Origin of the sequence: Amycolatopsis sp. CA-126428 (assembly GCF_002904335.1) — a bacterium.
Taxonomy (GTDB): domain Bacteria; phylum Actinomycetota; class Actinomycetes; order Mycobacteriales; family Pseudonocardiaceae; genus Amycolatopsis.
Genome location: NZ_PPHF01000010.1, coordinates 152,992 through 175,367, shown reverse-complemented (window position 1 = coordinate 175,367; position 22,376 = coordinate 152,992). Strand labels below are relative to the sequence as shown.

Sequence of the window (22,376 nt, the reverse complement as noted above, 5' to 3'; positions counted from 1 at the left end):
ATACCGGCTAGCCAATCGGAGGCTGCCTCCGTATATTAACCGGAGGCAGCCTCAGCTTACTGGAGGGATCGAGGATGACCCTGATCGAAGACACGCGGACCCGGCTCGGCGCGATCGGCGCCTGGTTGCCGAGCGCGCCCATGCAACCCCCGCCCGACGTCGAGCGCGCGGCCACGCGGCGCCTCGCCGACGCCGGCTACCGCTCGGTCTGGAGCGGCGAAGGACCCGGCACGCGGGAGGTCTTCGCCCACTTCGGCGACCTGCTCGCGACCGTGCCCGACGTCGTGCTCGGCACCGGCATCGCGAACCTGTGGGCCCGGCGCGGGACGACCGCGCACAAGGGCGGCGCCACGCTCACCCAGGCCCACCCCGGCCGGTTCGTGCTCGGCATCGGTGCCGGGCACGCGTTCCAGGCGGCGAAGCTCGGCGAGGACTACCGGCCGATCGACCGGATGCGGGCGTACCTGTCCGAAATGGACGCCACGGAAGCCGAAAGCCCTTCGCCAGTGGCGTTTCCCCGGGTGCTGGCCGCCGTCGGGCCGAAGATGCTGGAGCTGTCCCGCGACCACGCGGACGGCGCGCACCCGTTCGCCCAACCCGTCTCGCACACGCCGTACGCCCGCGAGATCCTCGGGCCGGACAAGCTGCTGATCCCGCAGCAGACCGTGCTGGTCGGCAGCCGCGAGGACGCTCGCGAGAGCGTGCGGCGCCGGGTGGCGCAGTCGCGGCAGTACCACATCACGGTGTACCTGGCGGGCTGGAAACGGCTCGGCTACACCGACGCCGACATCGCCGGGCCCAGCGACCGGTTCGTCGACGACCTCGTCCTCTGGGGCGACGCGCCGACCATCGCGAAACGGCTCGCCGAGCTCCGGGACGCGGGCGCGGACCACGTGCTGCTGACGCCGTCGGCGGCCACGTTCGAATCCACTGTGGACATCCTGGCCGAGCTGGCCCCGGAGGTGCTCCGATGAGTGTCGGGATCTGGCGGTTCTTCGACGGCGCCCCGATCGGCGCGGTCCGCGAAACGGCCGCCGAGGTGGCGGAACTCGGCTTCGACGCGCTCTGGTTCGGCGAGTACGCCGGCCGGGACGCGTTCACGCAGGCGGCCCTGCTCCTGGCGGCGACGTCCCGGCTCACCGTGGCCACCGGGATCGCGCGGTTCGACCGCCGCGCCCCGATCACGGCGGAGGCGGCGACCCGGGCGCTCGGCGAGGCCTACCCCGGCCGGTTCGCCGTCGGCCTCGGTGGCCACTTCCCGGGCGCACGGCCGATTTCGGCGATGCGCGAGTACCTCACCGGGATGGACGAGGCCGAGCTGCCCGCCCTGCCACCGCCGTCGCCGCGGCCCCGGCGGCTGATCGCCGCGCTCGGCCCCCGGGCGCTCGACCTGGCGGCCGAACGCGCGGACGGCGCGCACCCGTACTTCGTCCCGCCGGAGCACACCGCGCTCGCGCGGGAGCGGCTCGGACCGGGCAAGTACCTGGCGGTCGAGCAGGCGGTGATCCTCGACGCCCCGCCGGAGGCCGCCCGCGAAGCGGCGCGCGAGCACGTGGGCCTGTACGTCCGGCAGGCCCCGCACCACCAGGCGAACCTGCGCCGGCTCGGCTTCACCGACGCCGACCTGGCCGACGGCGGCAGCGATCGCCTGGTCGACGCCATCGTCGCCACCGGCGAGCAGGCGGCGGCCACCCGGATCCAGGCCCACCTCGACGCGGGCGCCGACCACGTCTGCGTCCAGGTCCTGGCCCGCACGGAGAAGTCCTACCGCCTCTTGGCCGACCTCCGCCCGTGATTCAGGGGTCGACTCACGTGATCAGAAAGCCGACACGCGTGATCGGGAAGCCGACACGCGTGATTGAGGCGACGACACGGCGACGAGCCCCAGCTTCGCCGTGTCGACCTTCCCATCACGCGAGTCGACCCTTCAATCACGCGAGTCGACCCGCCAATCACGCGTGATGACCCTTCCTTCACGCGGGGGTAGGGTGGCGGGGCGCGGTGCGGGCCGCGTCCCGTCCGCGGAAAGGGCCGAGCCCACCCCCGTTTCACCGCACCACCAGCTCCGCACCTCTTTCCTGCCCGGTGCCGGCGGACCACGGGCGTCGAGGGAAGGAGGCACCATGGGCACGCTGCCCGCGAAACCCAGCCTGGACCAGCTGCGCAAGCGCGCAAAGGACCTCGCGCGCGCCGAAGGCGTCAAACTCGCCGAAGCGCAGTTCCGGATCGCGCGGGACCACGGGTTCCCGAGCTGGCCGAAGCTTCAGGCCTACGTCCGGCGCGTCACCGAGCACGGGGAAACCCTGCAGCACCCGTATCACCAGGACGTCGGCTACTACGCCGAACGCGCGCTCGGGCTGCTCGCCTCGGCCGAGGACGAGACGCCCGGCGTGAAGGAGCCGTTCGCCCGCTGGGACCAGCCGCTCACCCGAGACGGCGCCCGCGCGGTCGTCGCCCGCGAGCACGGTTTCGGTTCCTGGAAAGCACTTCGCGACCACGTCAAGTCTCTTGTGGACAGTGGTGAGCCGTTCGCCCGCGCGTACCGGGCGATCGAGGCACGGGATCCCGAGCGGCTCGAAACGCTGCTCGGCGAGTTCCCAGGGCTCGTCGACGCCCGTGGCACCAACGGCAACGACCTGCTCGGCATGGCCGGCGCCACGCACGACGAGCGGCTCAGCCGGATCCTCCTCGACCACGGCGCCGACCCGGCCCGCGGCAACGTCCACGGCTGGACACCCCTGCACCAAGCCGCCTACAGCAACCTGCCGCTCCTGCTCGACCTGCTCCTGCGGCACGGCGCACCCGTCGACGTCTCGGCCCGCGGCGACGGCGGCACGCCCCTGGTCGTCGCCCTGTTCTGGGGCCACCGCGAAGCCGCGGAGACCTTGGCCGCGCACAGCCGCGCGCCGGGCAACCTGCGCGTCGCGGCCGGGCTCGGCGACATCGACGCCCTCGACCAACTCCTGACCTCGGGCCGCGGCGGCGCCCACCGCGGTTTCTACCGCCCCCACAGCGGTTTCCCCCGCTGGCAGCCGGCGGACGACCCCGCCGAAGTCAGGAACGAAGCCCTCACCTGGGCGGCGCGCAACAACCGGGTCGACGCGCTGAGAACGCTCGTCGCCCGGGGTGCCGAGGTGGACGCCGACGTCTACCGCGGCACCGCGCTGGCCTGGGCGGCGGCGCAGGGCAGGCTCGACGCCGTCCGGACGCTGCTCGACCTCGGCGCCGACGTGAACTTCCGCGGCACGTTCGGCGGCCCGAACCACGGCGAGGGCGTCACGGCGCTGCACCTGGCCGCGCAGTCCGGGCATCTCGACGTCCTCCGCACGCTCGTCGAAAACGGCGCCGACGTCGGCGCGCGGGACGCGATCTTCGACAGCACCCCGGAGAAGTGGGCGGAGGTGTGCGGGCAACCGGCCGCGCGGGACCTGCTGAAGTAGACAAACGGAGTCTGTAGTCCGTATCGTCCAAGGCGGACTACAGACTCCGTTTTGCCCACTGGGAGGATCTCATGCACTCACCCCGCGAGGTGTTCGCCGCACTGTCCGACGGCATCAGCGAAGGAAGATGGGCGGAGCTTTCCGCGCTCTACGCCGAAGACACCGTCGTCGAACACCCCCAGGCCGTGCCGCGGCCCACCCGCATCACCGGCCGCGCGACGGTCCACGAACGGTTCACCAGCGCCCTCGCCGGGGCGCTGCGGCTCAAGCGCAAGAACGTCGTCGTCCACGAGACGACGGACCCCGAGGTGATCGTCGCCGAATACGACTACGACGCCGAGTCGGTCGAGACCGGGCGGACGATCCAGACGGCGAACATCCAGGTGCTGCGGATCCGCGACGGCCTCATCGTCCATTCCCGCGACTACCACGACTACCTGCGGCTCGCGGTCATCCGCGACGGCGTCGACCAGCTGGTCAAGGCCTACGAAGGGGCGCCGCCGCGCGAGCTGTCCCCGGTCACGCCGGAGAGCGCGGGCACGGTGTTCGAGCGGCTGGTGCACGGTGTCGCCGGCGGGCGCCGGGACGAGCTGCCGGAGCTGTACGCCGAGGAAACGCACGTCACGCACCCGTTCCTGCCGGGCTCCGCGGTGGTGCGCACCCGCGACGAGCTGCGAGCGCACTTCGCGGCGGGCAAGGCGATGAACCCCGAGTTCGCCATCGCGGACCTGGTCACCTACCAGAGCGCCGATCCGGAAGTGCTGATCGGCGAGTTCGCCTACCAGGGCAGCTACGCCGGGAAGCCGGTCCGGATCGCGAACATCTTCGCGATGCGGATCTCGGGCGGCCTGGTCGTCGAATCGCGCGACTACGGCGACCACCTCGGCATCGCCGGCGACCTCGGCCGGATCCCCGAGCTGGCGGCAAAGGTCTAAGCCTCCGCGGCGAGGTCCTCGGGCAGGTCGAACTCGCCGTCGCGGACGCCCTTCACGAACGCGTCCCACTCCCCCGGCGTGAAGACGAGGATCACCCCGTCCGGCTTCGCCGACTGGCGCATCGCCGTGTAGGTGACGCCGTCGGTGTGCTCGATGAACGCGTACTCGACGCAGTCGTCGAGGGTGACGCCTTCGGGCTCGGCCCGGATCCACTCGGCCTTCGTGAAGTCGAGGTGGTGCCGGATGTGCGCCTTGTCGTCGACCGGCTGATCACTCATGTCTCCAGCGTAGCGAAACGACCACCGAACGCACTGAAGGGGACGCCCGGCACCGGGCGTCCCCTTCAGCGTCTTGCCGAAAAACGATCAAGCGGTCTCGGTGATCGGCCGGTCCACCCACGACATCAGGTCGCGCAGCTTCTTGCCGGTCGCCTCGATCGGGTGCTGGTTGCCCTGCTCCTCGAGCTTGGTGAAGTTCGGCCGGCCGGCCTCGTCCTCGGCGACCCATTCGCGGGCGAACGTGCCGTCCTGGATCTCGCCGAGGATCTTCTTCATCTCTTCCTTGACCGCCGGCGAGATGACGCGCGGACCGCGGGTCAGGTCGCCGTACTCGGCGGTGTCGGAGATCGAGTAGCGCTGGCGCGCGATGCCGCCCTCGTACATGAGGTCGACGATCAGCTTCAGCTCGTGCAGCACCTCGAAGTAGGCGATCTCCGGGGCGTAGCCGGCCTCGGTGAGCACCTCGAAACCGGTCTGCACCAGCGCGGACGCGCCACCGCAGAGCACGGCCTGCTCGCCGAAGAGGTCGGTCTCGGTCTCCTCGGTGAACGTCGTCTTGATGACGCCGGCGCGGGCGCCACCGATGGCGGCCGCGTAGGAGAGGGCGAGCGCCTGGGCGTTGCCGGAGGCGTCCTGCTCCACGGCGATGAGCGCCGGGACGCCCTTGCCGTCGACGAACTGGCGGCGGACCAGGTGGCCCGGGCCCTTCGGGGCGACCATCGCGACGTCGACGTTGGCCGGCGGCTTGATCAGGTCGTAGCGGATGTTGAAGCCGTGCCCGAAGAAGATCGCGTCGCCGTCCTTGAGGTTCGGCGCGATGTCCTGCTCGTAGATGAAGCGCTGCTTCGTGTCCGGCGCCAGGATCATGATCAGGTCGGCTTCGGCCGACGCCTCGGCCGGGGTGAGCACGCGCAGGCCCTGCTCCTCGGCCTTCGCCCGCGACTTGGACCCCTCGGGCAGGCCGATGCGGACGTCGACGCCGGAGTCGCGCAGGCTCAGCGAGTGGGCGTGGCCCTGGCTGCCGTAGCCGATGACAGCGACCTTGCGCCCCTGGATGATCGAGAGGTCGGCGTCGTCGTCGTAGAAGATTTCCACTGCCATGGGGGTTACTGCTTCCTTTCCTGACTTACAAAGACTGCTTAACGCGGCGATGTTGCGGTGATCGAGCGGGCTCCGCGCCCGACCGCGACCATGCCGGACTGCACGAGTTCGCGGATGCCATACGGCTCCAGCATCCGCAAGAGGGCGCCGATCTTGTCCGACGTCCCGGTCGCCTCGACGGTGAGCGCCTCCGGGGACACGTCCACCACCTTCGCACGGAAGAGCTGGACGGTTTCGAGGACCTGGCTGCGCACGGTGTTGTCGGCGCGAACCTTCACCAGCAGCAGTTCGCGCTGCACGGCGGTCGACTGTTCCAGCTCGACGATCTTGATCACGTTGACCAGCTTGTTGAGCTGCTTCGTCACCTGTTCGAGCGGTAGCTCTTCCACGGCGACCACGATCGTCATGCGGGACACCTCGGGGTTTTCCGTGGGCCCGACGGCGAGGGACTCGATGTTGAACCCGCGGCGGGAGAACAGGCCCGAAACGCGCGCGAGCACACCGGGCTTGTTCTCGACCAGGACACTCAGCGTGTGGACGCTCATCTCAGCGCTCACCTTCTCCAGCGGCTTCCGCGGCTGCTTCGGTCGTCTCGACCGAAACCTCGTCGTCGTCGAACAGCGGCCGGATGCCCCGGACCGCCATGATCTCGTCGTTGCCGGTGCCGGCCGCGACCATCGGCCACACCTGGGCATCCTTCCCCACGACGAAGTCGATCACGACGGGGCGGTCGTTGATTTCCATCGCGCGGCGGATGGTGGCGTCGACGTCTTCCTTCGTCTCGCACCGCAGGCCGGCGCACCCCAGCGCCTCGGCCAGCAGGACGAAGTCCGGGATGCGGTGCTTGTGCGTCCCGAGGTCGGTGTTGGAGTACCGCTCCGAGTAGAAGAGGTTCTGCCACTGGCGGACCATGCCCAGGTTGCCGTTGTTGATCACGGCGACCTTGATCGGCGCGCCCTCGATGGCGCAGGTGGCCAGTTCCTGGTTGGTCATCTGGAAGCAGCCGTCGCCGTCGATCGCCCACACCTGCTTGTCCGGGACGCCGAACTGCGCGCCCATCGCGGCGGGCACCGCGTAGCCCATGGTGCCGAGGCCGCCGGAGTTGATCCAGGTGCGCGGGTTCTCGTACTTGACGAACTGCGCGGCCCACATCTGGTGCTGGCCGACACCCGCGGCGTAGACGGCGTCCGGGCCGACGATCTGCCCGATCCGCTCGATGACGTACTGCGGCGACAGCGAACCGTCGTCGGGCCACTCGTAGCCGGCCGGGTAGTTCTTGCGCCAGTCGTCGGCCTGCGTCCACCAGTCGGCCAGGTCCGGCTGACCGCTGTGGTCGAACTCCGTCTTCACGGCGGTGATGAGCTCGCCGATGATCTCCTTGCAGTCGCCCACGATCGGGACGTCGGCCTTGCGGTTCTTGGAGATCTCGGCCGGGTCGATGTCGGCGTGCACGATCGCGGCGTCCGGCGCGAACGAGGACAGCTGGCCGGTGACCCGGTCGTCGAACCGGGCGCCGAGCGCGATCAGCAGGTCGGCGCGCTGCATGGCGGCGACCGCGGCGACCGTGCCGTGCATGCCCGGCATGCCGAGGTGCTGCGGGTGCGAGTCGGGGAACGCGCCGCGCGCCATCAGCGTGGTGACGACGGGGATGTTCGTCAGCTCGGCGAGCTGCTTCAGCTGCTCGTGCGCCTCGGCCTTGATGACGCCACCGCCGACGTAGAGCACCGGGCGCCGCGCCTTCGCGATCAGCTTCGCGGCTTCGCGGACCTGCTTGCCGTGCGGGCGCAGCGTGGGGCGGTAGCCCGGCAGCCGCAGCTCGGTCGGCCAGGAGAACGAGGTCATCTCCTGCAGCACGTCCTTGGGGATGTCCACCAGGACCGGACCGGGCCGGCCGGTGCTCGCCAGGTGGAACGCCTCGGCGATGGTCCGCGGGATGTCCGCGGGGTCCGTGACGAGGAAGTTGTGCTTGGTGATCGGCATGGTGATGCCGCAGATGTCGGCTTCCTGGAACGCGTCGGTGCCGATCAGCGCCCGGGACTGCTGGCCGGTGATGGCCACGACCGGGACCGAGTCCATGTTCGCGTCGGCGAGCGGGGTGACCAGGTTGGTCGCGCCCGGGCCCGAGGTGGCCATGCAGACGCCGACCTTGCCGGTGGCTTGGGCGTACCCGGTGGCCGCGTGACCGGCGCCCTGTTCGTGGCGGACCAGGACGTGGCGGACCTTCGTCGAATCGAGGAGCGGGTCGTAGGCGGGCAGGATGGTGCCGCCCGGGATCCCGAAGACCACCTCGGCGCCGACCGCCTCGAGCGAGCGCACGAGGGACTGGGCGCCGGTGACGCGCACCGGCGTTCCCGCCGGTGGCGCCGGCTTCGGACGTGCTCCGGGCGTTCCGGGCGTCGGCCCGGGCTTCGCGTCGCTGCGCGACGTCGCACTGGTCATCGGATCTGCCTCGTGGGTCTCGGTGTCACTCGTTCGGGTCTTTTTTGAGCTCGATTGGTGCGGTGGGGCCAGGAATCTCTTCCCGTGGGCAACAAAAAACCCTCGCCGACCGTAAGGTCGCACGAGGGTTCGCGCGTCGACGCAGCGGAAAGTCTTCCCTAAGCGTCGACGCGCTTGGGAAGTACGAGGCCGGTCAGCGGTGTCACGGCGATGACGCTAGACCGAACGCCATGCGGGTGTCAACTCTGCGGGATGGAGAGTCCGCATGGTGGACGCCTGCGCGGCGCACGTCACGCGCGCGCGACCCGGGTTCGAGCCGGGTGTGCGCGCGGTGCACCATTTCCGGGTGGCCGAAAAACAGCAGGACGAAGGCCGGAAGGCCGTCTTCCGCGTCCCCCGCACGTCCTTCATGGCGATCGCCCTCCTGACGATCTGCGTGACGCCGATCGCGCTCGGGGAGATCCCGTACCTGCAGTGGCTCTACATCTTCCCGATCGCGCTGGCGGTGTTCGTGGTCCGCCACCGCACGATCGCGACGCGCTCGGGACTGGCGGTCCGCACGATGTTCGGCCACCGCGACATCCCGTGGTCGGCGTTGAAGGGGCTCGCGATCACGAAGAAGTCGCGGGTGCAGGCGGTGCTGCAGGACGACACGAAGGTGCCGCTGCCGACCGTGCGCACCCGGCACCTGCCGGTGCTGTCGATGGTGAGCGAGGGGCTGGTCGCCGACCCGAGCGGCGTGCTGGAGACCGGGGACATCAAGCCCGGGACGTCCGAGTCCTCGGCCAAGGAGTAGCCCGGTCCCACCCTCGGCGGACCGGCTTCGCCCGGCAGCGTAAATTGGTCCTACCAGTTTCGCCGGCCACCCTTTGACCTGGGAGTTCCCGTGCCGCCTCTCCGTTCCCGGACCACCACCCACGGCCGCAACGCGGCGGGCGCGCGCTCGCTCTGGCGTGCCACCGGCATGACCGACAGCGACTTCGGCAAGCCGATCGTGGCGATCGCCAACTCCTACACCCAGTTCGTGCCCGGCCACGTGCACCTGAAAGACCTCGGCGAAATCGTCGCGGGCGCGGTCAAGGAAGCGGGCGGCGTCGCGCGCGAGTTCCACACCATCGCCGTCGACGACGGCATCGCCATGGGCCACTCCGGCATGCTCTACTCGCTGCCCTCGCGCGAGATCATCGCCGACTCGGTCGAGTACATGGTCAACGCGCACCAGGCCGACGCGCTGGTGTGCATCTCCAACTGCGACAAGATCACCCCGGGCATGCTCAACGCCGCGATGCGGCTGAACATCCCGGTGGTGTTCGTCTCCGGCGGCCCGATGGAGGCCGGCAAGGCGGTCGTCGTGGGCGGTGTCGCGCAGGCCCCGACCGACCTGATCACCGCGATCGCGGCGTCGGCGAGCACCGAGGTCGACGACGACGGCCTCGACATCGTCGAGCGCTCGGCCTGTCCGACCTGCGGCTCGTGCTCCGGCATGTTCACCGCGAACTCGATGAACTGCCTGACCGAAGCGCTGGGCCTTTCGCTGCCGGGCAACGGTTCGACGCTGGCGACGCACGCCGCGCGCCGCGCGCTGTTCGAGGAGGCCGGCCGGACCGTCGTCGAGCTGTGCCGCCGCTGGTACGAGGAGGACGACGCCTCGGTCCTGCCGCGCTCGATCGCGTCGAAGGCGGCGTTCGAGAACGCGATGGCGCTGGACATGGCCATGGGCGGTTCGACGAACACGGTGCTGCACATCCTCGCGGCCGCCCAGGAGGGCGAGGTCGACTTCACGATCGCCGACATCGACGCGATCGGCCGCCGCGTGCCGTGCCTGTCGAAGGTGGCGCCGAACTCCGACTACCACATGGAAGACGTCCACCGGGCGGGCGGAATCCCGGCCATCCTCGGCGAGCTGTACCGCGGCGGGCTGCTCAACACCGACGTGTGGTCGGTGCACTCGCGCGATCTGGACTCCTGGCTCGGTTCCTGGGACATCCGCGCCGCTTCCCCTTCTGCCACGGCGGTCGAGCTCTTCCACGCGGCGCCGGGCGGGGTCCGCACGACGCAGGCGTTCTCGACTTCGAACCGCTGGTCATCGTTGGACACGGACGCGGCGGGCGGCTGCATCCGCGACGTCGAGCACGCCTACACGAAGGACGGCGGCCTGGCGATCCTGCGCGGCAACCTCGCGGAGAACGGCGCGGTGATCAAGGCGGCGGGCATCGACGAGGACCTGTGGCACTTCGAGGGCCCGGCGCGGGTCCTGGAGAGCCAGGAGGAAGCGGTGTCGGCGATCTTGAAGAAGGAGATCCAGCCGGGCGAGGTGCTGGTGATCCGCTACGAGGGCCCGGCGGGCGGCCCGGGCATGCAGGAGATGCTGCACCCGACGGCGTTCCTCAAGGGCTCGGGCCTGGGCAAGAAGTGCGCCCTGATCACGGACGGCCGGTTTTCCGGCGGGTCCTCGGGCATTTCGGTGGGCCACATCTCCCCCGAGGCGGCAGCGGGCGGCCTGATCGGCCTGGTCGAGAACGGCGACCGCATCCTGCTGGACATCCACGAGCGACGCCTGGAGCTGCTGGTCGACGAGTCGGTGCTGGCGGAGCGCCGGGCGAAGATGGAGGCGTCCGAGCGGCCCTGGCAGCCGAAGGACCGCCAGCGCCCGGTGACGGCGGCGTTGCGCGCGTACGCCCGGATGGCGACGTCGGCGGACACGGGCGCGGTCCGCGACGTGAACAAGTAAGTTCCGGCCCGACCCCGAGAAGGCCGTCCCGCTCCGCCGGGGCGGCCTTCCGGCGTTCAGGAGGCTCGACGCGACGGCCGTCTCCTGGATCCACGACGGCTGTCCCCGGGTTCCACGACGCCTCCCTGGCTCCGCGACAGCCGTCCCTTGGTTCCGGGCCGCCCTTTTTCGGGCATTCCAGACCCCCGCCGCTTGGGGGACCCCCGGATTCAACGTTACTCGCGGCCACCGACAATTCCGGACCCGCGAACCCCAGTTGTCCACAGCCCCGCTCCGAGCCGCCGAGTTGTCCCCACCCCGAGCCGGCCCGCCTCGCTACCGTGTCAAAACAATGACCACAACGGCCGCGGCGGCCGCCAGCAGCAGCGAGACCAGCCCCAACGGCAACGGCCGCTTCCGCCAAGGCGTGTTCCGCTCCAGCGAAATCGGCCCGGACCCGGTGAACAGCAGGCTCAACGCCGAGGCCGCCAGCAGCAGCTCGAACTCGAACCCCCGCCCCGAACCTTCGAAGAACCCGCCGTGGAACTTCGCGTAAACGGCATTGGCCGCCACCCCGAGCAACCCGGCCGCGGCCAGCGGCGTGAACAGCCCGACGATCACCAGCACGCCACCCCCGACCTCGGTGATGCCCGTGATCCACGACAGCAGCGTCGTCTGCTTGTGGTAGCCGTACGTCTCCAGCACCCGCGCGAACCCGCCGATGCCCGGCCCGCCGAACAGGCCGAACAGGTGCTGCAGGCCGTGCGCGCCCATGGTCACGCCGAGCGCCAGCCGCAGGATCAGCAGGCCGAGGCCGAGCCCGCCCTGGCGCGGCGTGTCGTCCGACCGATCGTCCTCGACGCCCGACAGGACGCTGGTGGGCTGCTGCGAAAAGTCGTCTCCACTGCTCACCCGCGCAGGTTAGGGGATCGCCGCGGGCCTGGCGAGCTCAGTATTCGCCGTGCACGAGGTTGTCCGGCAGGTCGCCACCGGCGTACCGGGCGATCTCGGCCGCGGCGACGGCGTACGAACGACCACGGACCCCGCGCACGGCCCCGCCGACGTGCGGCGTCAGCAGCAGCCCCGGCGCCGTCCACAGCGGGTGCCCGGCGGGCGGCGGCTCGGGATCGGTGACGTCGAGGGCGGCCCGCAGCCGGCCCGTGGTCAATTCGGCGACCAGGGCGTCGGTGACCACGACGGCGCCGCGCGCGACGTTGACCAGCACCGCGCCGTCGCGCATCCGGGCCAGGAACTCCGCGTCGGCCATCCCGCGCGTGCGGGAGGTCAGCGGCACCATCAGCACCACGACGTCGTGCAGCTCGAGCAGGCCGGGCAGCTCGCGCACGCCGTGCACGCCCTCCCGCGCGGTCATCCCGACCATCGTGCAGCGCGCATCGAACGGCTCCAGCCGGCGCCGCAGGTGCTGTCCGAGATCGCCGGCGCCGATGACGAGCACGCGCTTGCCCTGCAGCGTGTCCGCCGATTGCCGCTCCCACCGGCCTTCGCGCTGCGCCGCGGCGAAGACGTCCAGCTTCCGGTAGATCGACAGCAGCGCCGCGACGACCCACTCGGCCGTGCTCCCGCCGTGCGCGCCGCGGCAGGTGGAGAGCAGGACACCGTCGGGCACTTTGCCGACCCAGTCCTCGGCGCCGGCGGACAGCAGCTGGATCAGCTTCAGGTTCGGCAGCGTGCGCCACAGCTGCTCCCCCGGCGGGTGCTTGCCGGGGATGAGCACCTGCGCCTTCGCGGCCTCGGGCGGCACCCGTTCGCCCCACTGGTAGCGCACGGGCAGGACCCGCGGGACCTCGGCGAGCACGGTCATGCCCTCGTCGTCGGGCACCAGCACGGTCAGCGTCATGATCTCCAACGTAATCGAGGAGTACTCACCCATGGTTCACGCACCGGCCCTTAGGCTGGGGGATCATGCGCACCCGCTACCGCTCGGCCCTGCTGGCGATCTTGGCTTGCGGCGTCCTGCTGCCCGCCGGGTGCGCGCGGTTCGACGACACCGCGGCGGGCCAGACGTTCAGCCCCGCGCCCGTGCCGAGCCCCGAGTCGCCGCCCGAGGTCCAGGGTCCCGGCGCGGACTCCGGGAGCGACCCGAAGCAGGCGCGGCCCGGCCAGTCGGCCGCGCCGGTGCCGCCGCCGCAGGGCTGCAAGGACTTCGACCCGTCGGTGATCGCGACGTGCCTGGACACCGTCGCCGCGGTGGCCGGCCTGCCGGGTGACGGCTCCACGCCCAGCGCGCTGGCCGGCGAGCGCAAGAGCGGCCGCGTCGTGCTGGCGACGAGCGGCAAGGACACGACGGACTTCGCGAAGCTCGACGTCCAGGCGGCCGGCGACGGCGGCCTGACCGGGCTCGCGCTGTCGCCGTCGTACGTCGAGGACCAGCTGGTGTTCGCTTACATCACGACCGCGACCGACAACCGCGTCGTGCGGTTCGCCAAGGGCCAGTCGCCGAAGCCGGTGCTCACCGGCATCCCGAAGGGCGCGTCCGGCAACCGTGGCACGGTCGGCACCGACAACCGCGGCGCGCTGCTGGTCGCGACCGGCGACGCGGGCAACCCGGCCGCCGCGGCCGACCCGAACTCCCTCGCCGGCAAGCTGCTGCGGATCGACACCTCCGGCAAGGCCGCGGCGGGCAACCCGAACGGCTCGCTCGCGGTGGCGGCCGGCCTGCACGCACCGGGCGGGGTGTGCGCCTCGGCCGACGGCGGCCGCGTCTGGGTCACCGACCGCCTCGCCGACAAGGACGCCCTCTACCGGATCCAGGCCGGCCAGCCACTGGCGACGCCGGCGTGGACGTGGCCGGACAAACCGGGTGTCGCGGGCTGCGCCGACTTCGTCGACGCCAACGGCTCCCTCTCGGTCGGGACCTCACTGGCCGGCAACCTGCAGAACCTGCCGGTCAGCCCGGACGGAGCGATCAGCGGCAAGCCGACGATCAGCCTCGACGGCAAGACCGGCAAGCCCCCGCTGACGTACGGGCGACTGGCCGGCATGAGCATGATCAACCCGCAGCTGGCGGTGGCGGGCACGGTCAACAAGGACGGCGGCACCCCGGTCTCCAGCGACGACCGCGTCGTCCTGATCACCCCGGCCACCTCCGGCGGCGGCAACAGCAAGGACTGACCTGCGAGTTTTTCACCAGTCGCCGATTATCGACCACGGCATGACCCGCGCCGCGCGGGTCCAGGACCGGCCGCGCGCGACCACCACCCAACCGGTCCCCGCACTACCGCAGCCGGTGCCGAACCGCGGTCGTCCGCCGACCGTCAGCTCAGCGGCTTCAGCTCCACCCGCCGCCCTTCGGCCGACGACGTCAGCCCGGCCTCCGCCACCTGCAGACCGCGGGCGGCCGAGAAGAAGTCGTACCGGTGTTGCCGTCCGGCGACCACGTCCCGCACGAACTCCTCCCACTGCGCCTTGAAGCCGTTGTCGAATTCGGCGTTGTCCGGCACCTCCTGCCACTGGTCGCGGAACGGCTCGGTCGCCGGCAGGTCCGGGTTCCAGACGGGCTTCGGCGTCGCCGAGCGGTGCTGGACGCGGCAGCGCCGCAGCCCGGCGACCGCGCTGCCCTCGGTGCCGTCGACCTGGAACTCGACCAGTTCGTCACGGAAAACCCGCGTCGACCACGACGAGTTGATCTGGGCGATGACCCCCGACTCCAGTTCGAAGATGCCGTACGCGGCGTCGTCCGCCGTCGCCGCGTACGCCTCCCCCTGCTCGTCCCAGCGGCGCGGGATGTGCGTCACCGCCTTCGCCGTCACCGCCGAGACGCGGCCGAAGAGGTTCTCGAGCACGTAGTTCCAGTGGCAGAACATGTCGAGCACGATCCCGCCGCCGTCCTCCGCACGGTAGTTCCAGCTCGGGCGCTGCGCCTCCTGCCAGTCGCCCTCGAACACCCAGTAGCCGAACTCGCCGCGCACCGACAGGATCCGCCCGAAGAACCCGCCGTCGATCAGCCGCCGCAGCTTGAGCAGCCCGGGCAGGAACAGCTTGTCGTGCACGACGCCGTGGCAGATCCCGGCGTCCCGCGCGAGCCCGGCCAGCTCCAGCGCCGCCGGCAGCGTCTCGGCGAGGGGCTTTTCGGCGTAGACGTGCTTGCCGGCCGCGATGGCTTCCCGCACCGACGGCTCGCGCGCCGACGTCAGCTGCGCGTCGAAGTAGATCTCGACGTCCTGCAGCGCGGAGCCGGGGTCGGTGGTCCACGCCGTCAGGCCGTGGCGGTCGGCGAGGTCCTTGAGCTTCGCGGCACTGCGCCCGGCGAGGATGGGCTCGAGCTGCACGCGGCTGCCGTCCGGGAGGGCGACGCCACCCTGTTCGCGGATCGCCAGGACCGACCGGAGCAGGTGCTGCCGGTAGCCCATCCGGCCCGTCACCCCGTTGAGGAGCACTCCGATGCTGGACTGGTTCATCTCTGCAAACCTTCCTGGTCGAGCGGGATGTCGTATTCGGCCCGGCGGCCGCACATGCCGTAGCCGTCCGGGTTCGACGGCGTCGCGACCCGCAGGCCGGACCGGTCGAGGTGGCTCCCGTCGCCGTCGGCGAGCGCCTTGAGGTGCGCCCCGGTCAGTTCGGCGGCCCGCAGTGCCCCGGCCTGCCAGCGCGGTACCCACTCTGCGACCTTCGGCGCGACGAGCGCGACGGCCGCCCGGTGGAATGCCCGCAACGGTTCCGGATCGCCGTCCCGCAGGGCGTCCCGCAACGGCAGGTACCCGCGAATAGCCAGGTCACGCCGCTGCCGCGCGGCGTCGTCGGTTTTCGGCAACGCCGCGGCCTCGGCGTAGGCGGCCGCGTCGGCGAGCACCTCGGGCGGGAAGGTGAAGACGGCATCCCCGGCTTCCGGCAGCCCGCTGTTCTGCATCAGGACCGTGACGCGCAGGTCGTCGTCCTGCACCATCCGGTGCACGGTGCCGGGCGCAAACCACGCGATGACTCCGGCCGTCAGAGGCGTCTCCGCGTAGCCGCCGACACTCAGGGTCTGGACGGCACCCCGGCCCCCGGTGACGACGTAGGCCTCGGTGCAGGCGAGGTGGAGGTGCGGGCTGCCGCCGCAGACGCCGTCCTCGGCCGCCCAGTCGTAGGCGCGCAGGTGCGAGACGCCGATGCCACCCGGTAGCGGAAAATCGTTCATGACCACCCGTGCCCGTCGAGGTAGCGGGTCACCCGGTCGCGGTCCCAGGCTCCATCGGCGACGACGATCCGGTACCGGTAGGCGAAGCTTTCGCCCGGCGGCAGTTCGAATTCGTCAAAAAACGCCCACGAGAAGGCGACCATGGGTGCCTCCTCGGCCCGCACGAACCAGTGCGACTCGTGGATCGCCTTGTCGTTTTCTGGCGCATGGGCGAAGACCAGCGTCGAATGCGCGTCGACGTCGTCGTGCTCGCCCACGAACGCGAGCCACGGCGCCTGCGCGCCCATCATCGCCTCGCCCTCGAGGTCGCCGGGGCCCAGGACCTGGCCGCCGCCGAAGTCCCGGGGCCCCCGCCAGTGCAGGCCGGTGTACCCGGCCCGCTCGCGGCCGGCGGTGGTCGGGCTGCCGAACACGAGCGAGGTGTCGCGGAGGTTGGTCAGCTCGATACCCCAGTCGAGCGCCCAGGCCCCTTCGTCCGGCTCGACCGAGTGGACGACGATGTCGCGCCGCTCCCGCGCCCACTCGTCCCCGCCGTTGGCGATCCAGGTGAGGTCCTCGGCGAAGCTCAGCCGGTCGCGTCCGACGGTGAAGCCGGCGAATCCGTCGTGCCGCATGGAACCGATGCGGTCGGGCAGCTCCTGGTACCAGTCGCCGGGGACGTAGGTGTGGCCGCCCCAGAAATTCTGCCCGGACAGGTGGCTCGACGTCATCTGCAGGCCCTTGTGCCACCGGTGGTCGGCGGGCCGGTACCCGCTGACGCGCCGGCCGCCCAGGGTCCGCAGCGGGTGGGCGTAGGGCTTGCACGACTCGAAGGCCACCGGGTCGGGCTTGTACACGTAGGACATCAGCTGGACGCCGCCCGCTTCGACGGAAACGCGCTCGCCGTGCCGGTGGGTCACCGTGATCGCCGCACTCATTGGCGGGCTCCTGTCGCGGCACCGGCCATCGAGCGGTAAAAGGCATCATCCGGCCCGATCTCCCCGCGGCGCACCCCGAGCCCGGTGGACGCGGACTTGTACAGCGCGGCGACGAACTCCAGCACCTGCCGCCCGTCGTCCCCGCTGCACGGCGGCCGCCGTCCGGCCCGGTGGGCGGCGAGGATGGGCGTGAACGCAGCGGCGTGCGAGCTGCCGACGTCGTCGGCCGGGGTGTGCCAGCGTTCGACGGCATCCCCGGCGACGTGCGGCGCCGGGGTGTAGCGCCAGTCCTTGACGCCGTACCCGTAGAGGTGGGTGAGCTCCGCGGTGGCGAGCTCGCAGTCGATCCGGATCCGGCTCACTTCGTCCGGCGACAGGACGCTGTTGACGACGGTCGCCAGCGCCCCCGACTCGAACCGGACCAGCGCGGTGGAGACGTCCTCGGTCTCGACGTCGTGCACCAGCCGAGCGGTCATCGCGCGCACCTCGGCCCAGTCGCCGAGCAGGTGGAGCAGCAGATCCATCTGGTGGATGCCGTGGCCCATGGCCGGCCCGCCGCCCTCGGTCTCCCAGCGCCCCCGCCACGGCACCGCGTAGTAGGCGGCATCGCGGTACCAGGTGGTCTGGCAGTGCGCGACGAGCGGGCGCCCCAGCTCCCCGCCCGCGAGCAGGTCCCGGAAGTGCGCGGCGGCCGAGCCGGACCGCTGCTGGTAGACGAAGGCGGCGTACGGGCCCCCGTCCCGTTCGGCAACGGTTATCTCGTCGTATTCGGCGAGCGACCGGCACGGCGGCTTCTCGCACCAGACCCAGGCCCCGCTCTCGAGCGCCCTCTTCGTCTGCTCGACGTGCAGGCTCGGCGGCGTGCAGATCGAGACGAGGTCCGGTTCCTGCTCGGCGAGCAGGGTGCCCAGGTCGCGGTAGGGCTTGGCGTGCTCGGTCCCGGCGCAGAACGCGGCCACCCGTGCCTCATCGACGTCGGCGGCGGCCACGATGTCGACGTCTTCGTGGTGGACCTCGAAGGCGGTCCGGTGGCTCTCCGCGATGGCCCCGGTTCCGGTGACGGCCACCCGTAAGCGCTTTCCCTGAGCCAACCCGGGTCTCCCTCCACGGCCTCCGGCGCCCCAGCAGCGCCTGTCCGCGCCGCCCGCCACCCACGGGACGGCGATCTCCGCGTCCCGGGCTGCGCGTCTCCGACCGTTCCAGAAAGCGCTTTCTCATGCAACGGGCAACTACGATGTCAACGTTGTCAGCGGCCGCGATCAACCGGTCGGACGACTCCCGCAGCCCGTCGGAAATTCTCCAGCGGTAGGACTCTTACCGAAGTGGGCCGAGCGCCGCTGAGGTACTTCGCACCCAAGCGGTCCGCGCGCCCACGAAGATCAGCCGCTCTTGCTGCGGGTCTTCCGCGGCTGACGGCTCTCGGCCCGCATCGCCCGCATGTCCAGGAAAGCGGCAACACCGGACACCAGCGCCGCGAACAGCCCGAGGACCCGGCCCAGGCCGGGTCCGATGGCGACCCCAGCGGCCTCGAAGATGCCGCGCTGATCGGCGTCGAACTCCCAGTCCAGGGTGACCCAGCCCAGCACCATCAGCAGCAGCGACGCCGCGGCGACCACCAGCCACAGCTGCGGCAGGCCGCTGAACCGCAGGGTCCGGATTCGCCCGAAAACGACCACGACCAGCCCGGCCAGCAGCAACGGCAGCGGCGGGCACCAGGAGAAGAAGCTGGAGTGCCAGGCGTCGCGGACGACGTCACCGTGGGGCAGCTGCGCGAGGATGCTCTCGATATCGGGCCTGGTAGCGGTCAGCGTGGTCCACGGCAGGAACGTCGAGCCCAACGCGAGCAGCCCGGCCGCTAGGCCGAGCCACTCGCGCCAGGTGACGCTTTTGACGAATCCCGGTCGTGTCATGAAACCGGTCAGGAACCGACGCGCTCGATGATCAGCTCACGGACCCGCTTGGCGTCGGCCTGCCCCTTGGTCGCCTTCATGACCGCGCCGACGATCGCGCCCGCCGCGGCGACCTTCCCGCCACGGATCTTTTCCGCGACGTCCGGCTGCGCCGCGAGGGCCTCATCGATCGCCACGAGCAACGCCGAGTCGTCCGAGACGACCTTCAGCCCGCGCTTCTCGACGACTTCCCGCGGCTCGCCCTCGCCGGCGAGCACGCCCTGGACGACTTCCTTCGCCAGCTTGTTCGTCAGCTCGCCGGACGTCACCAGCCCGATTACCTCGGCCACCTGAGCCGGCGTGATCGCCAGCTCGGACAGCTCGACCTCGCGGGCGTTGGCCTCCTGGGCGAGGGTGTTGACCCACCAGCCACGGGCGTCATCGGGCGACGCGCCGGCCTCGACGGTGGCCGCGACGAGCTCGACGGCACCGACGTTCAGCAGGTCACGCAGGGCTTCGTCGGAAAGCGACCATTCCTGCTGGATCCGCTTCCGCCGTTCGGAAGGCATCTCCGGCAGCGTCCCGCGCAGCTCCTCGACCCATTCTCGCGACGGCGCGATCGGGACCAGATCGGGCTCCGGGAAGTACCGGTAGTCCTCGGCGGTCTCCTTCGTCCGGCCCGGCGACGTGGTGCCGTCGGCCTCCTGGAAGTGCCGCGTCTCCTGCTTGATCGAACCGCCCTCGGCGAGGATGGCCGCCTGCCGCGTCATTTCGTAGCGGACGGCGCGCTCGACGCTGCGCAGCGAGTTGACGTTCTTCGTCTCGGTCCGGGTCCCGAACTCGGTCGCGTCCTTCGCCATCAGCGAGACGTTCGCGTCACACCGCAGCGAGCCCTGGTCCATCCGGACGTCGGACACGTCGAGCGCGCGAAGCAGGTCCCGCAGCGCGCTCACGTACGCCCGTGCGACCTCGGGAGCCCGCTCACCGGTGCCCTCGATCGGCTTCGTCACGATTTCGATCAGCGGCACGCCGGCCCGGTTGTAGTCGAGCAGCGAGTGCTCGGCGCCGTGGATCCGCCCGGTGGCGCCGCCGACGTGCAGCGACTTGCCGGTGTCCTCCTCCATGTGCGCGCGCTCGATCTCCACGCGCACGACCTCGCCGTCGTCGAGCGTGACGTCGAGGTAGCCGTTGAAGGCGATCGGCTCGTCGTACTGCGAGGTCTGGAAGTTTTTCGGCATGTCCGGGTAGAAGTAGTTCTTCCGCGCGAACCGGCACCACTCGGCGATTTCGCAGTTCAGCGCGAGACCGATCCGGATGGCCCCCTCGACGGCCTTGCCGTTGACGGCCGGCAGCGCCCCGGGCAGGCCCAGGCAGGTCGGGCAGACCTTCGTGTTCGGCTCGCCGCCGAACTCGTTCGGGCAGCCGCAGAACATCTTCGTGAGCGTGTTCAGCTCGACATGCACCTCAAGCCCGAGCACGGGGTCGAACCGCTCGACGACGTCGGCGTAGTCCATCAACTCGGCCACGGCAGTCACTTCGTTCCTCCCAGCTCCGGGACCTTGTGGATGAGCGCCCCACCGGCGGCGGCGTCACGGGCGGCCTCGTAGGCGGCGCCGACCCGGTAGAGCCGGTCGTCGGCGAGCGCCGGGGCCATGATCTGCAGCCCGACCGGCAGGCCGTCCTCGTCGGAGAGCCCGCTCGGCACGCTCATGGCGGCGTTGCCCGCGAGGTTCGACGGGATCGTGCACAGGTCGGCGAGGTACATCGCCATCGGGTCGTCGACGCGCTCGCCGATCTTGAACGCCGTGGTCGGCGTCGTGGGCGAAACGAGGACATCGACCTGCTCGAAGGCGGCGTCGAAGTCACGCGTGATCAGCGTGCGCACCTTCTGCGCCGAGCCGTAGTAGGCGTCGTAGTAGCCAGACGACAACGCGTAGGTGCCCAGCATGATCCGCCGCTTGACCTCGGCGCCGAAGCCCTTCTCCCGCGTCAGCGACATGACCTCTTCGGCGCTGTGCGTGCCGTCGTCGGCGACGCGCAAGCCGTAGCGCATGGCGTCGAACCGCGCGAGGTTCGACGAGCACTCGCTCGGCGCGATCAGGTAGTACGCCGGCAGCGCGTAGACGAAATTCGGACAAGACACCTCGACGACGTCCGCGCCGAGCGCCCGCAGCTGCTCGACCGCGGCCTGGAACGACCGCAGCACGCCCGGCTGGTAGCCGTCGCCGCCGAACTCCTTCACGACGCCGACCTTGATGCCCTTCAGGTCACCGGTCATGCCCTGCCGGGCGGCGGCGACCACCGGCGGCACCGGCGTGTCGATGGAGGTCGAGTCCCGCGGGTCGTACCCGGCGATGACCTCGTGCAGCAGGGCGGCGTCGAGCACCGTCCGCGCGCAGGGCCCGGCCTGGTCGAGCGAGGACGAAAAAGCGACAAGGCCGTACCGCGAGACGCCGCCGTAGGTCGGCTTGACCCCGACGGTGCCGGTGACGGACCCAGGCTGCCGGATCGACCCACCGGTGTCGGTGCCGATGGCGATGGCGGCCTCGAACGCCGCGATCGACGCCGACGAGCCACCGCCCGACCCGCCCGGGATGCGGGCGTGGTCCCACGGGTTGTGCGTTGGGCCGTACGCGGAGTTCTCGGTCGACGACCCCATGGCGAACTCGTCCATGTTCGTCTTGCCGAGAATAACGACGCCGGCCTCGCGCAGCTTGCGCGTCACCGTCGCGTCGTACGGCGGCAGCCAGCCTTCGAGCGTTTTAGAACCACAGGTCGTCGGCACGCCCTCGGTCGTCAGGACGTCCTTGAGCGCGAGCGGCACGCCGGCCAGCGGCGACGCCGGCGCCTTACCGTCGGCGAGGCCTTCGTCGACTGCCTTGGCCGCGGCCAGCGCGCCCTCGGTGTCGACGTGCAGGAACGCGTGGATGTGGTCGTCGACCTCGGCGATCCGGTCCAGGTGGGCCTGCGTGACCTCGACCGCGGACACCTCGCGCGAGTGGATCTTGCCCGCCAGCTCCGCGGCGGTCAGCTTGATGAGCTCGGTCACTGCTCTTCCCCCAGAATCCGCGGCACCCGGAAACGGCCGTCTTCGGCGGCCGGCGCACCGGCCAGCGCCTGCTGCTGCGAGAGCCCGGGGACGACGACGTCCTGTCGGAAGACGTTCGTCAGCGGCACGGCGTGCGACGTGGGCGGCACGTCGGCGGCGGCGACCTCGCTCACCTTGGCCACCGAGTCCAGGATCTGGTCGAGCTGGCCGGCGAAGACGTCGATCTCGTCGTCGGTCACGGCCAGCCTGGCCAGCTTCGCGAGGTGCGCGACCTCGTCTCGGGAAATGTTGGGCACGCGGGTGACTCCCGGGTTGTGCTGTGCGGGTTGTCTCGGAAGCTGCAAGTCTATGGTGGCGGCGCGGGCGGACTCGACTGGGTTACGCCCGGCGCAAGCCGGCTGCCGTCCGGCGACGCTCACATCCCGCCCGGCGGACAACAGGTCCCGCGAGCCGGGTGCGTCTGTCACAATCGGCGACCGGC

21 protein-coding genes are annotated in these 22,376 nt (G+C 71.0%); 7 read left to right on the top strand and 14 right to left on the bottom strand.

The features are described from left to right. The first annotated feature begins 74 nt into the window (after nt 1-74). The 4 genes from C2L58_RS02495 to C2L58_RS02480 all read left to right on the top strand — a co-directional run bounded on the left by C2L58_RS02495 (nt 75) and on the right by C2L58_RS02480 (nt 4,375). Nucleotides 75-974, top strand: coding sequence for a TIGR03620 family F420-dependent LLM class oxidoreductase (locus C2L58_RS02495; RefSeq protein WP_103335453.1), 900 nt, complete (start codon nt 75-77; stop codon nt 972-974). Beyond that, complete coding sequence (locus C2L58_RS02490; protein WP_103335452.1) at nt 971-1,795, top strand: TIGR03620 family F420-dependent LLM class oxidoreductase; 825 nt, start codon at nt 971-973, stop codon at nt 1,793-1,795. The genes C2L58_RS02495 and C2L58_RS02490 overlap by 4 nt, the downstream gene beginning before the upstream one ends. Nucleotides 1,796-2,123: 328 nt before the next feature. After that, nucleotides 2,124-3,440 carry an ankyrin repeat domain-containing protein gene (locus tag C2L58_RS02485; RefSeq protein ID WP_103335450.1) on the top strand — a complete coding sequence of 439 codons (1,317 nt, stop codon included), beginning with the start codon at nt 2,124-2,126 and terminating at the stop codon, nt 3,438-3,440. A 71-nt stretch (nt 3,441-3,511) separates the two neighbouring features. Beyond that, nucleotides 3,512-4,375: a nuclear transport factor 2 family protein gene (locus tag C2L58_RS02480; RefSeq protein ID WP_103335448.1), complete on the top strand. Its 864-nt coding sequence runs from the start codon at nt 3,512-3,514 to the stop codon at nt 4,373-4,375. Here C2L58_RS02480 and C2L58_RS02475 read toward each other — a convergent pair. The 4 genes from C2L58_RS02475 to C2L58_RS02460 all read right to left on the bottom strand — a co-directional run bounded on the left by C2L58_RS02475 (nt 4,372) and on the right by C2L58_RS02460 (nt 8,193). Next, nucleotides 4,372-4,653: a DUF397 domain-containing protein gene (locus C2L58_RS02475; RefSeq protein ID WP_013223584.1), complete on the bottom strand. Its 282-nt coding sequence runs from the start codon at nt 4,651-4,653 to the stop codon at nt 4,372-4,374. The genes C2L58_RS02480 and C2L58_RS02475 overlap by 4 nt on opposite strands. Before the next feature lie 87 nt (nt 4,654-4,740). Continuing rightward, nucleotides 4,741-5,754 carry a ketol-acid reductoisomerase gene (gene ilvC, locus C2L58_RS02470; protein WP_013223583.1) on the bottom strand — a complete coding sequence of 338 codons (1,014 nt, stop codon included), beginning with the start codon at nt 5,752-5,754 and terminating at the stop codon, nt 4,741-4,743. A gap of 38 nt (nt 5,755-5,792) precedes the next feature. After that, complete coding sequence (gene ilvN, locus C2L58_RS02465) at nt 5,793-6,299, bottom strand: acetolactate synthase small subunit (RefSeq protein WP_003080760.1); 507 nt, start codon at nt 6,297-6,299, stop codon at nt 5,793-5,795. A gap of 1 nt (nt 6,300) precedes the next feature. Next, complete coding sequence (locus C2L58_RS02460) at nt 6,301-8,193, bottom strand: acetolactate synthase large subunit (protein WP_233225514.1); 1,893 nt, start codon at nt 8,191-8,193, stop codon at nt 6,301-6,303. 265 nt (nt 8,194-8,458) lie between these two features. Between C2L58_RS02460 and C2L58_RS02455 the strand changes: the two genes are divergently transcribed. Together C2L58_RS02455 and ilvD are read left to right on the top strand one after the other, a co-directional pair. Beyond that, complete coding sequence (locus C2L58_RS02455) at nt 8,459-8,989, top strand: PH domain-containing protein (RefSeq protein ID WP_103335445.1); 531 nt, start codon at nt 8,459-8,461, stop codon at nt 8,987-8,989. A gap of 90 nt (nt 8,990-9,079) precedes the next feature. Then, nucleotides 9,080-10,924: a dihydroxy-acid dehydratase gene (gene ilvD / locus C2L58_RS02450; protein WP_103335443.1), complete on the top strand. Its 1,845-nt coding sequence runs from the start codon at nt 9,080-9,082 to the stop codon at nt 10,922-10,924. Nucleotides 10,925-11,239: 315 nt separating this feature from the next. Here ilvD and C2L58_RS02445 read toward each other — a convergent pair whose 3' ends face one another. Together C2L58_RS02445 and C2L58_RS02440 are read right to left on the bottom strand one after the other, a co-directional pair. Further along, a complete protein-coding gene (locus tag C2L58_RS02445) occupies nt 11,240-11,815 on the bottom strand; it encodes a DoxX family membrane protein (protein WP_103335441.1) in 576 nt (191 codons plus the stop codon). 37 nt (nt 11,816-11,852) lie between these two features. Further along, on the bottom strand, nt 11,853-12,761 hold the full coding sequence (locus C2L58_RS02440) for a 2-hydroxyacid dehydrogenase (RefSeq protein WP_199191059.1): 909 nt from the start codon (nt 12,759-12,761) through the stop codon (nt 11,853-11,855). Nucleotides 12,762-12,826: 65 nt separating this feature from the next. Between C2L58_RS02440 and C2L58_RS02435 the strand changes: the two genes are divergently transcribed. Next, entirely contained in the window at nt 12,827-14,035 is a 1,209-nt protein-coding gene (locus C2L58_RS02435; RefSeq protein ID WP_103335437.1) for a PQQ-dependent sugar dehydrogenase, read from the top strand. Nucleotides 14,036-14,178: 143 nt separating this feature from the next. Here the strand turns inward: C2L58_RS02435 and C2L58_RS02430 are convergent, their stop codons facing one another. From C2L58_RS02430 to gatC, 8 genes are all read right to left on the bottom strand, one after another. Continuing rightward, nucleotides 14,179-15,321 carry a Gfo/Idh/MocA family protein gene (locus tag C2L58_RS02430; protein ID WP_103335436.1) on the bottom strand — a complete coding sequence of 381 codons (1,143 nt, stop codon included), beginning with the start codon at nt 15,319-15,321 and terminating at the stop codon, nt 14,179-14,181. Continuing rightward, the gene (locus tag C2L58_RS02425) at nt 15,318-16,040 is read right to left on the bottom strand and encodes a cupin domain-containing protein (RefSeq protein ID WP_103335523.1); all 723 of its coding nucleotides are present in this window, start codon (nt 16,038-16,040) and stop codon (nt 15,318-15,320) included. Before C2L58_RS02425 ends, C2L58_RS02430 begins: the two co-directional genes overlap by 4 nt. Continuing rightward, on the bottom strand, nt 16,037-16,957 hold the full coding sequence (locus C2L58_RS02420) for a PmoA family protein (protein ID WP_103335434.1): 921 nt from the start codon (nt 16,955-16,957) through the stop codon (nt 16,037-16,039). Before C2L58_RS02420 ends, C2L58_RS02425 begins: the two co-directional genes overlap by 4 nt. Next, on the bottom strand, nt 16,954-18,024 hold the full coding sequence (locus C2L58_RS02415; protein WP_103335432.1) for a Gfo/Idh/MocA family protein: 1,071 nt from the start codon (nt 18,022-18,024) through the stop codon (nt 16,954-16,956). The genes C2L58_RS02420 and C2L58_RS02415 overlap by 4 nt, the downstream gene beginning before the upstream one ends. A gap of 312 nt (nt 18,025-18,336) precedes the next feature. Beyond that, entirely contained in the window at nt 18,337-18,867 is a 531-nt protein-coding gene (locus C2L58_RS02410) for a hypothetical protein (protein WP_103335431.1), read from the bottom strand. 8 nt (nt 18,868-18,875) lie between these two features. Further along, nucleotides 18,876-20,381: an Asp-tRNA(Asn)/Glu-tRNA(Gln) amidotransferase subunit GatB gene (gene gatB, locus C2L58_RS02405; protein ID WP_103335429.1), complete on the bottom strand. Its 1,506-nt coding sequence runs from the start codon at nt 20,379-20,381 to the stop codon at nt 18,876-18,878. Beyond that, nucleotides 20,378-21,895 (bottom strand): Asp-tRNA(Asn)/Glu-tRNA(Gln) amidotransferase subunit GatA, encoded by a 1,518-nt coding sequence (gatA, locus tag C2L58_RS02400; protein ID WP_103335428.1) that lies wholly within the window; start codon nt 21,893-21,895, stop codon nt 20,378-20,380. Before gatA ends, gatB begins: the two co-directional genes overlap by 4 nt. Then, nucleotides 21,892-22,191 carry an Asp-tRNA(Asn)/Glu-tRNA(Gln) amidotransferase subunit GatC gene (gene gatC, locus C2L58_RS02395; protein ID WP_013223569.1) on the bottom strand — a complete coding sequence of 100 codons (300 nt, stop codon included), beginning with the start codon at nt 22,189-22,191 and terminating at the stop codon, nt 21,892-21,894. Before gatC ends, gatA begins: the two co-directional genes overlap by 4 nt. Nucleotides 22,192-22,376: the final 185 nt, after the last annotated feature.

Bases quoted from the DNA above. Each gene is read 5' to 3' on its own strand.
- C2L58_RS02495 (WP_103335453.1), top strand. From the start codon at position 75: ATGACCCTGATCGAAGACACGCGGACCCGGCTCGGCGCGATCGGCGCC.
- C2L58_RS02490 (WP_103335452.1), top strand. From the start codon at position 971: ATGAGTGTCGGGATCTGGCGGTTCTTCGACGGCGCCCCGATCGGCGCG.
- C2L58_RS02485 (WP_103335450.1), top strand. From the start codon at position 2,124: ATGGGCACGCTGCCCGCGAAACCCAGCCTGGACCAGCTGCGCAAGCGC.
- C2L58_RS02480 (WP_103335448.1), top strand. From the start codon at position 3,512: ATGCACTCACCCCGCGAGGTGTTCGCCGCACTGTCCGACGGCATCAGC.
- C2L58_RS02475 (WP_013223584.1), bottom strand. From the start codon at position 4,653: ATGAGTGATCAGCCGGTCGACGACAAGGCGCACATCCGGCACCACCTC.
- ilvC (WP_013223583.1), bottom strand. From the start codon at position 5,754: ATGGCAGTGGAAATCTTCTACGACGACGACGCCGACCTCTCGATCATC.
- ilvN (WP_003080760.1), bottom strand. From the start codon at position 6,299: ATGAGCGTCCACACGCTGAGTGTCCTGGTCGAGAACAAGCCCGGTGTG.
- C2L58_RS02460 (WP_233225514.1), bottom strand. From the start codon at position 8,193: ATGACCAGTGCGACGTCGCGCAGCGACGCGAAGCCCGGGCCGACGCCC.
- C2L58_RS02455 (WP_103335445.1), top strand. From the start codon at position 8,459: ATGGTGGACGCCTGCGCGGCGCACGTCACGCGCGCGCGACCCGGGTTC.
- C2L58_RS02440 (WP_199191059.1), bottom strand. From the start codon at position 12,761: ATGACGCTGACCGTGCTGGTGCCCGACGACGAGGGCATGACCGTGCTC.
- C2L58_RS02435 (WP_103335437.1), top strand. From the start codon at position 12,827: ATGCGCACCCGCTACCGCTCGGCCCTGCTGGCGATCTTGGCTTGCGGC.
- C2L58_RS02430 (WP_103335436.1), bottom strand. From the start codon at position 15,321: ATGAACCAGTCCAGCATCGGAGTGCTCCTCAACGGGGTGACGGGCCGG.
- C2L58_RS02425 (WP_103335523.1), bottom strand. From the start codon at position 16,040: ATGAACGATTTTCCGCTACCGGGTGGCATCGGCGTCTCGCACCTGCGC.
- C2L58_RS02420 (WP_103335434.1), bottom strand. From the start codon at position 16,957: ATGAGTGCGGCGATCACGGTGACCCACCGGCACGGCGAGCGCGTTTCC.
- C2L58_RS02410 (WP_103335431.1), bottom strand. From the start codon at position 18,867: ATGACACGACCGGGATTCGTCAAAAGCGTCACCTGGCGCGAGTGGCTC.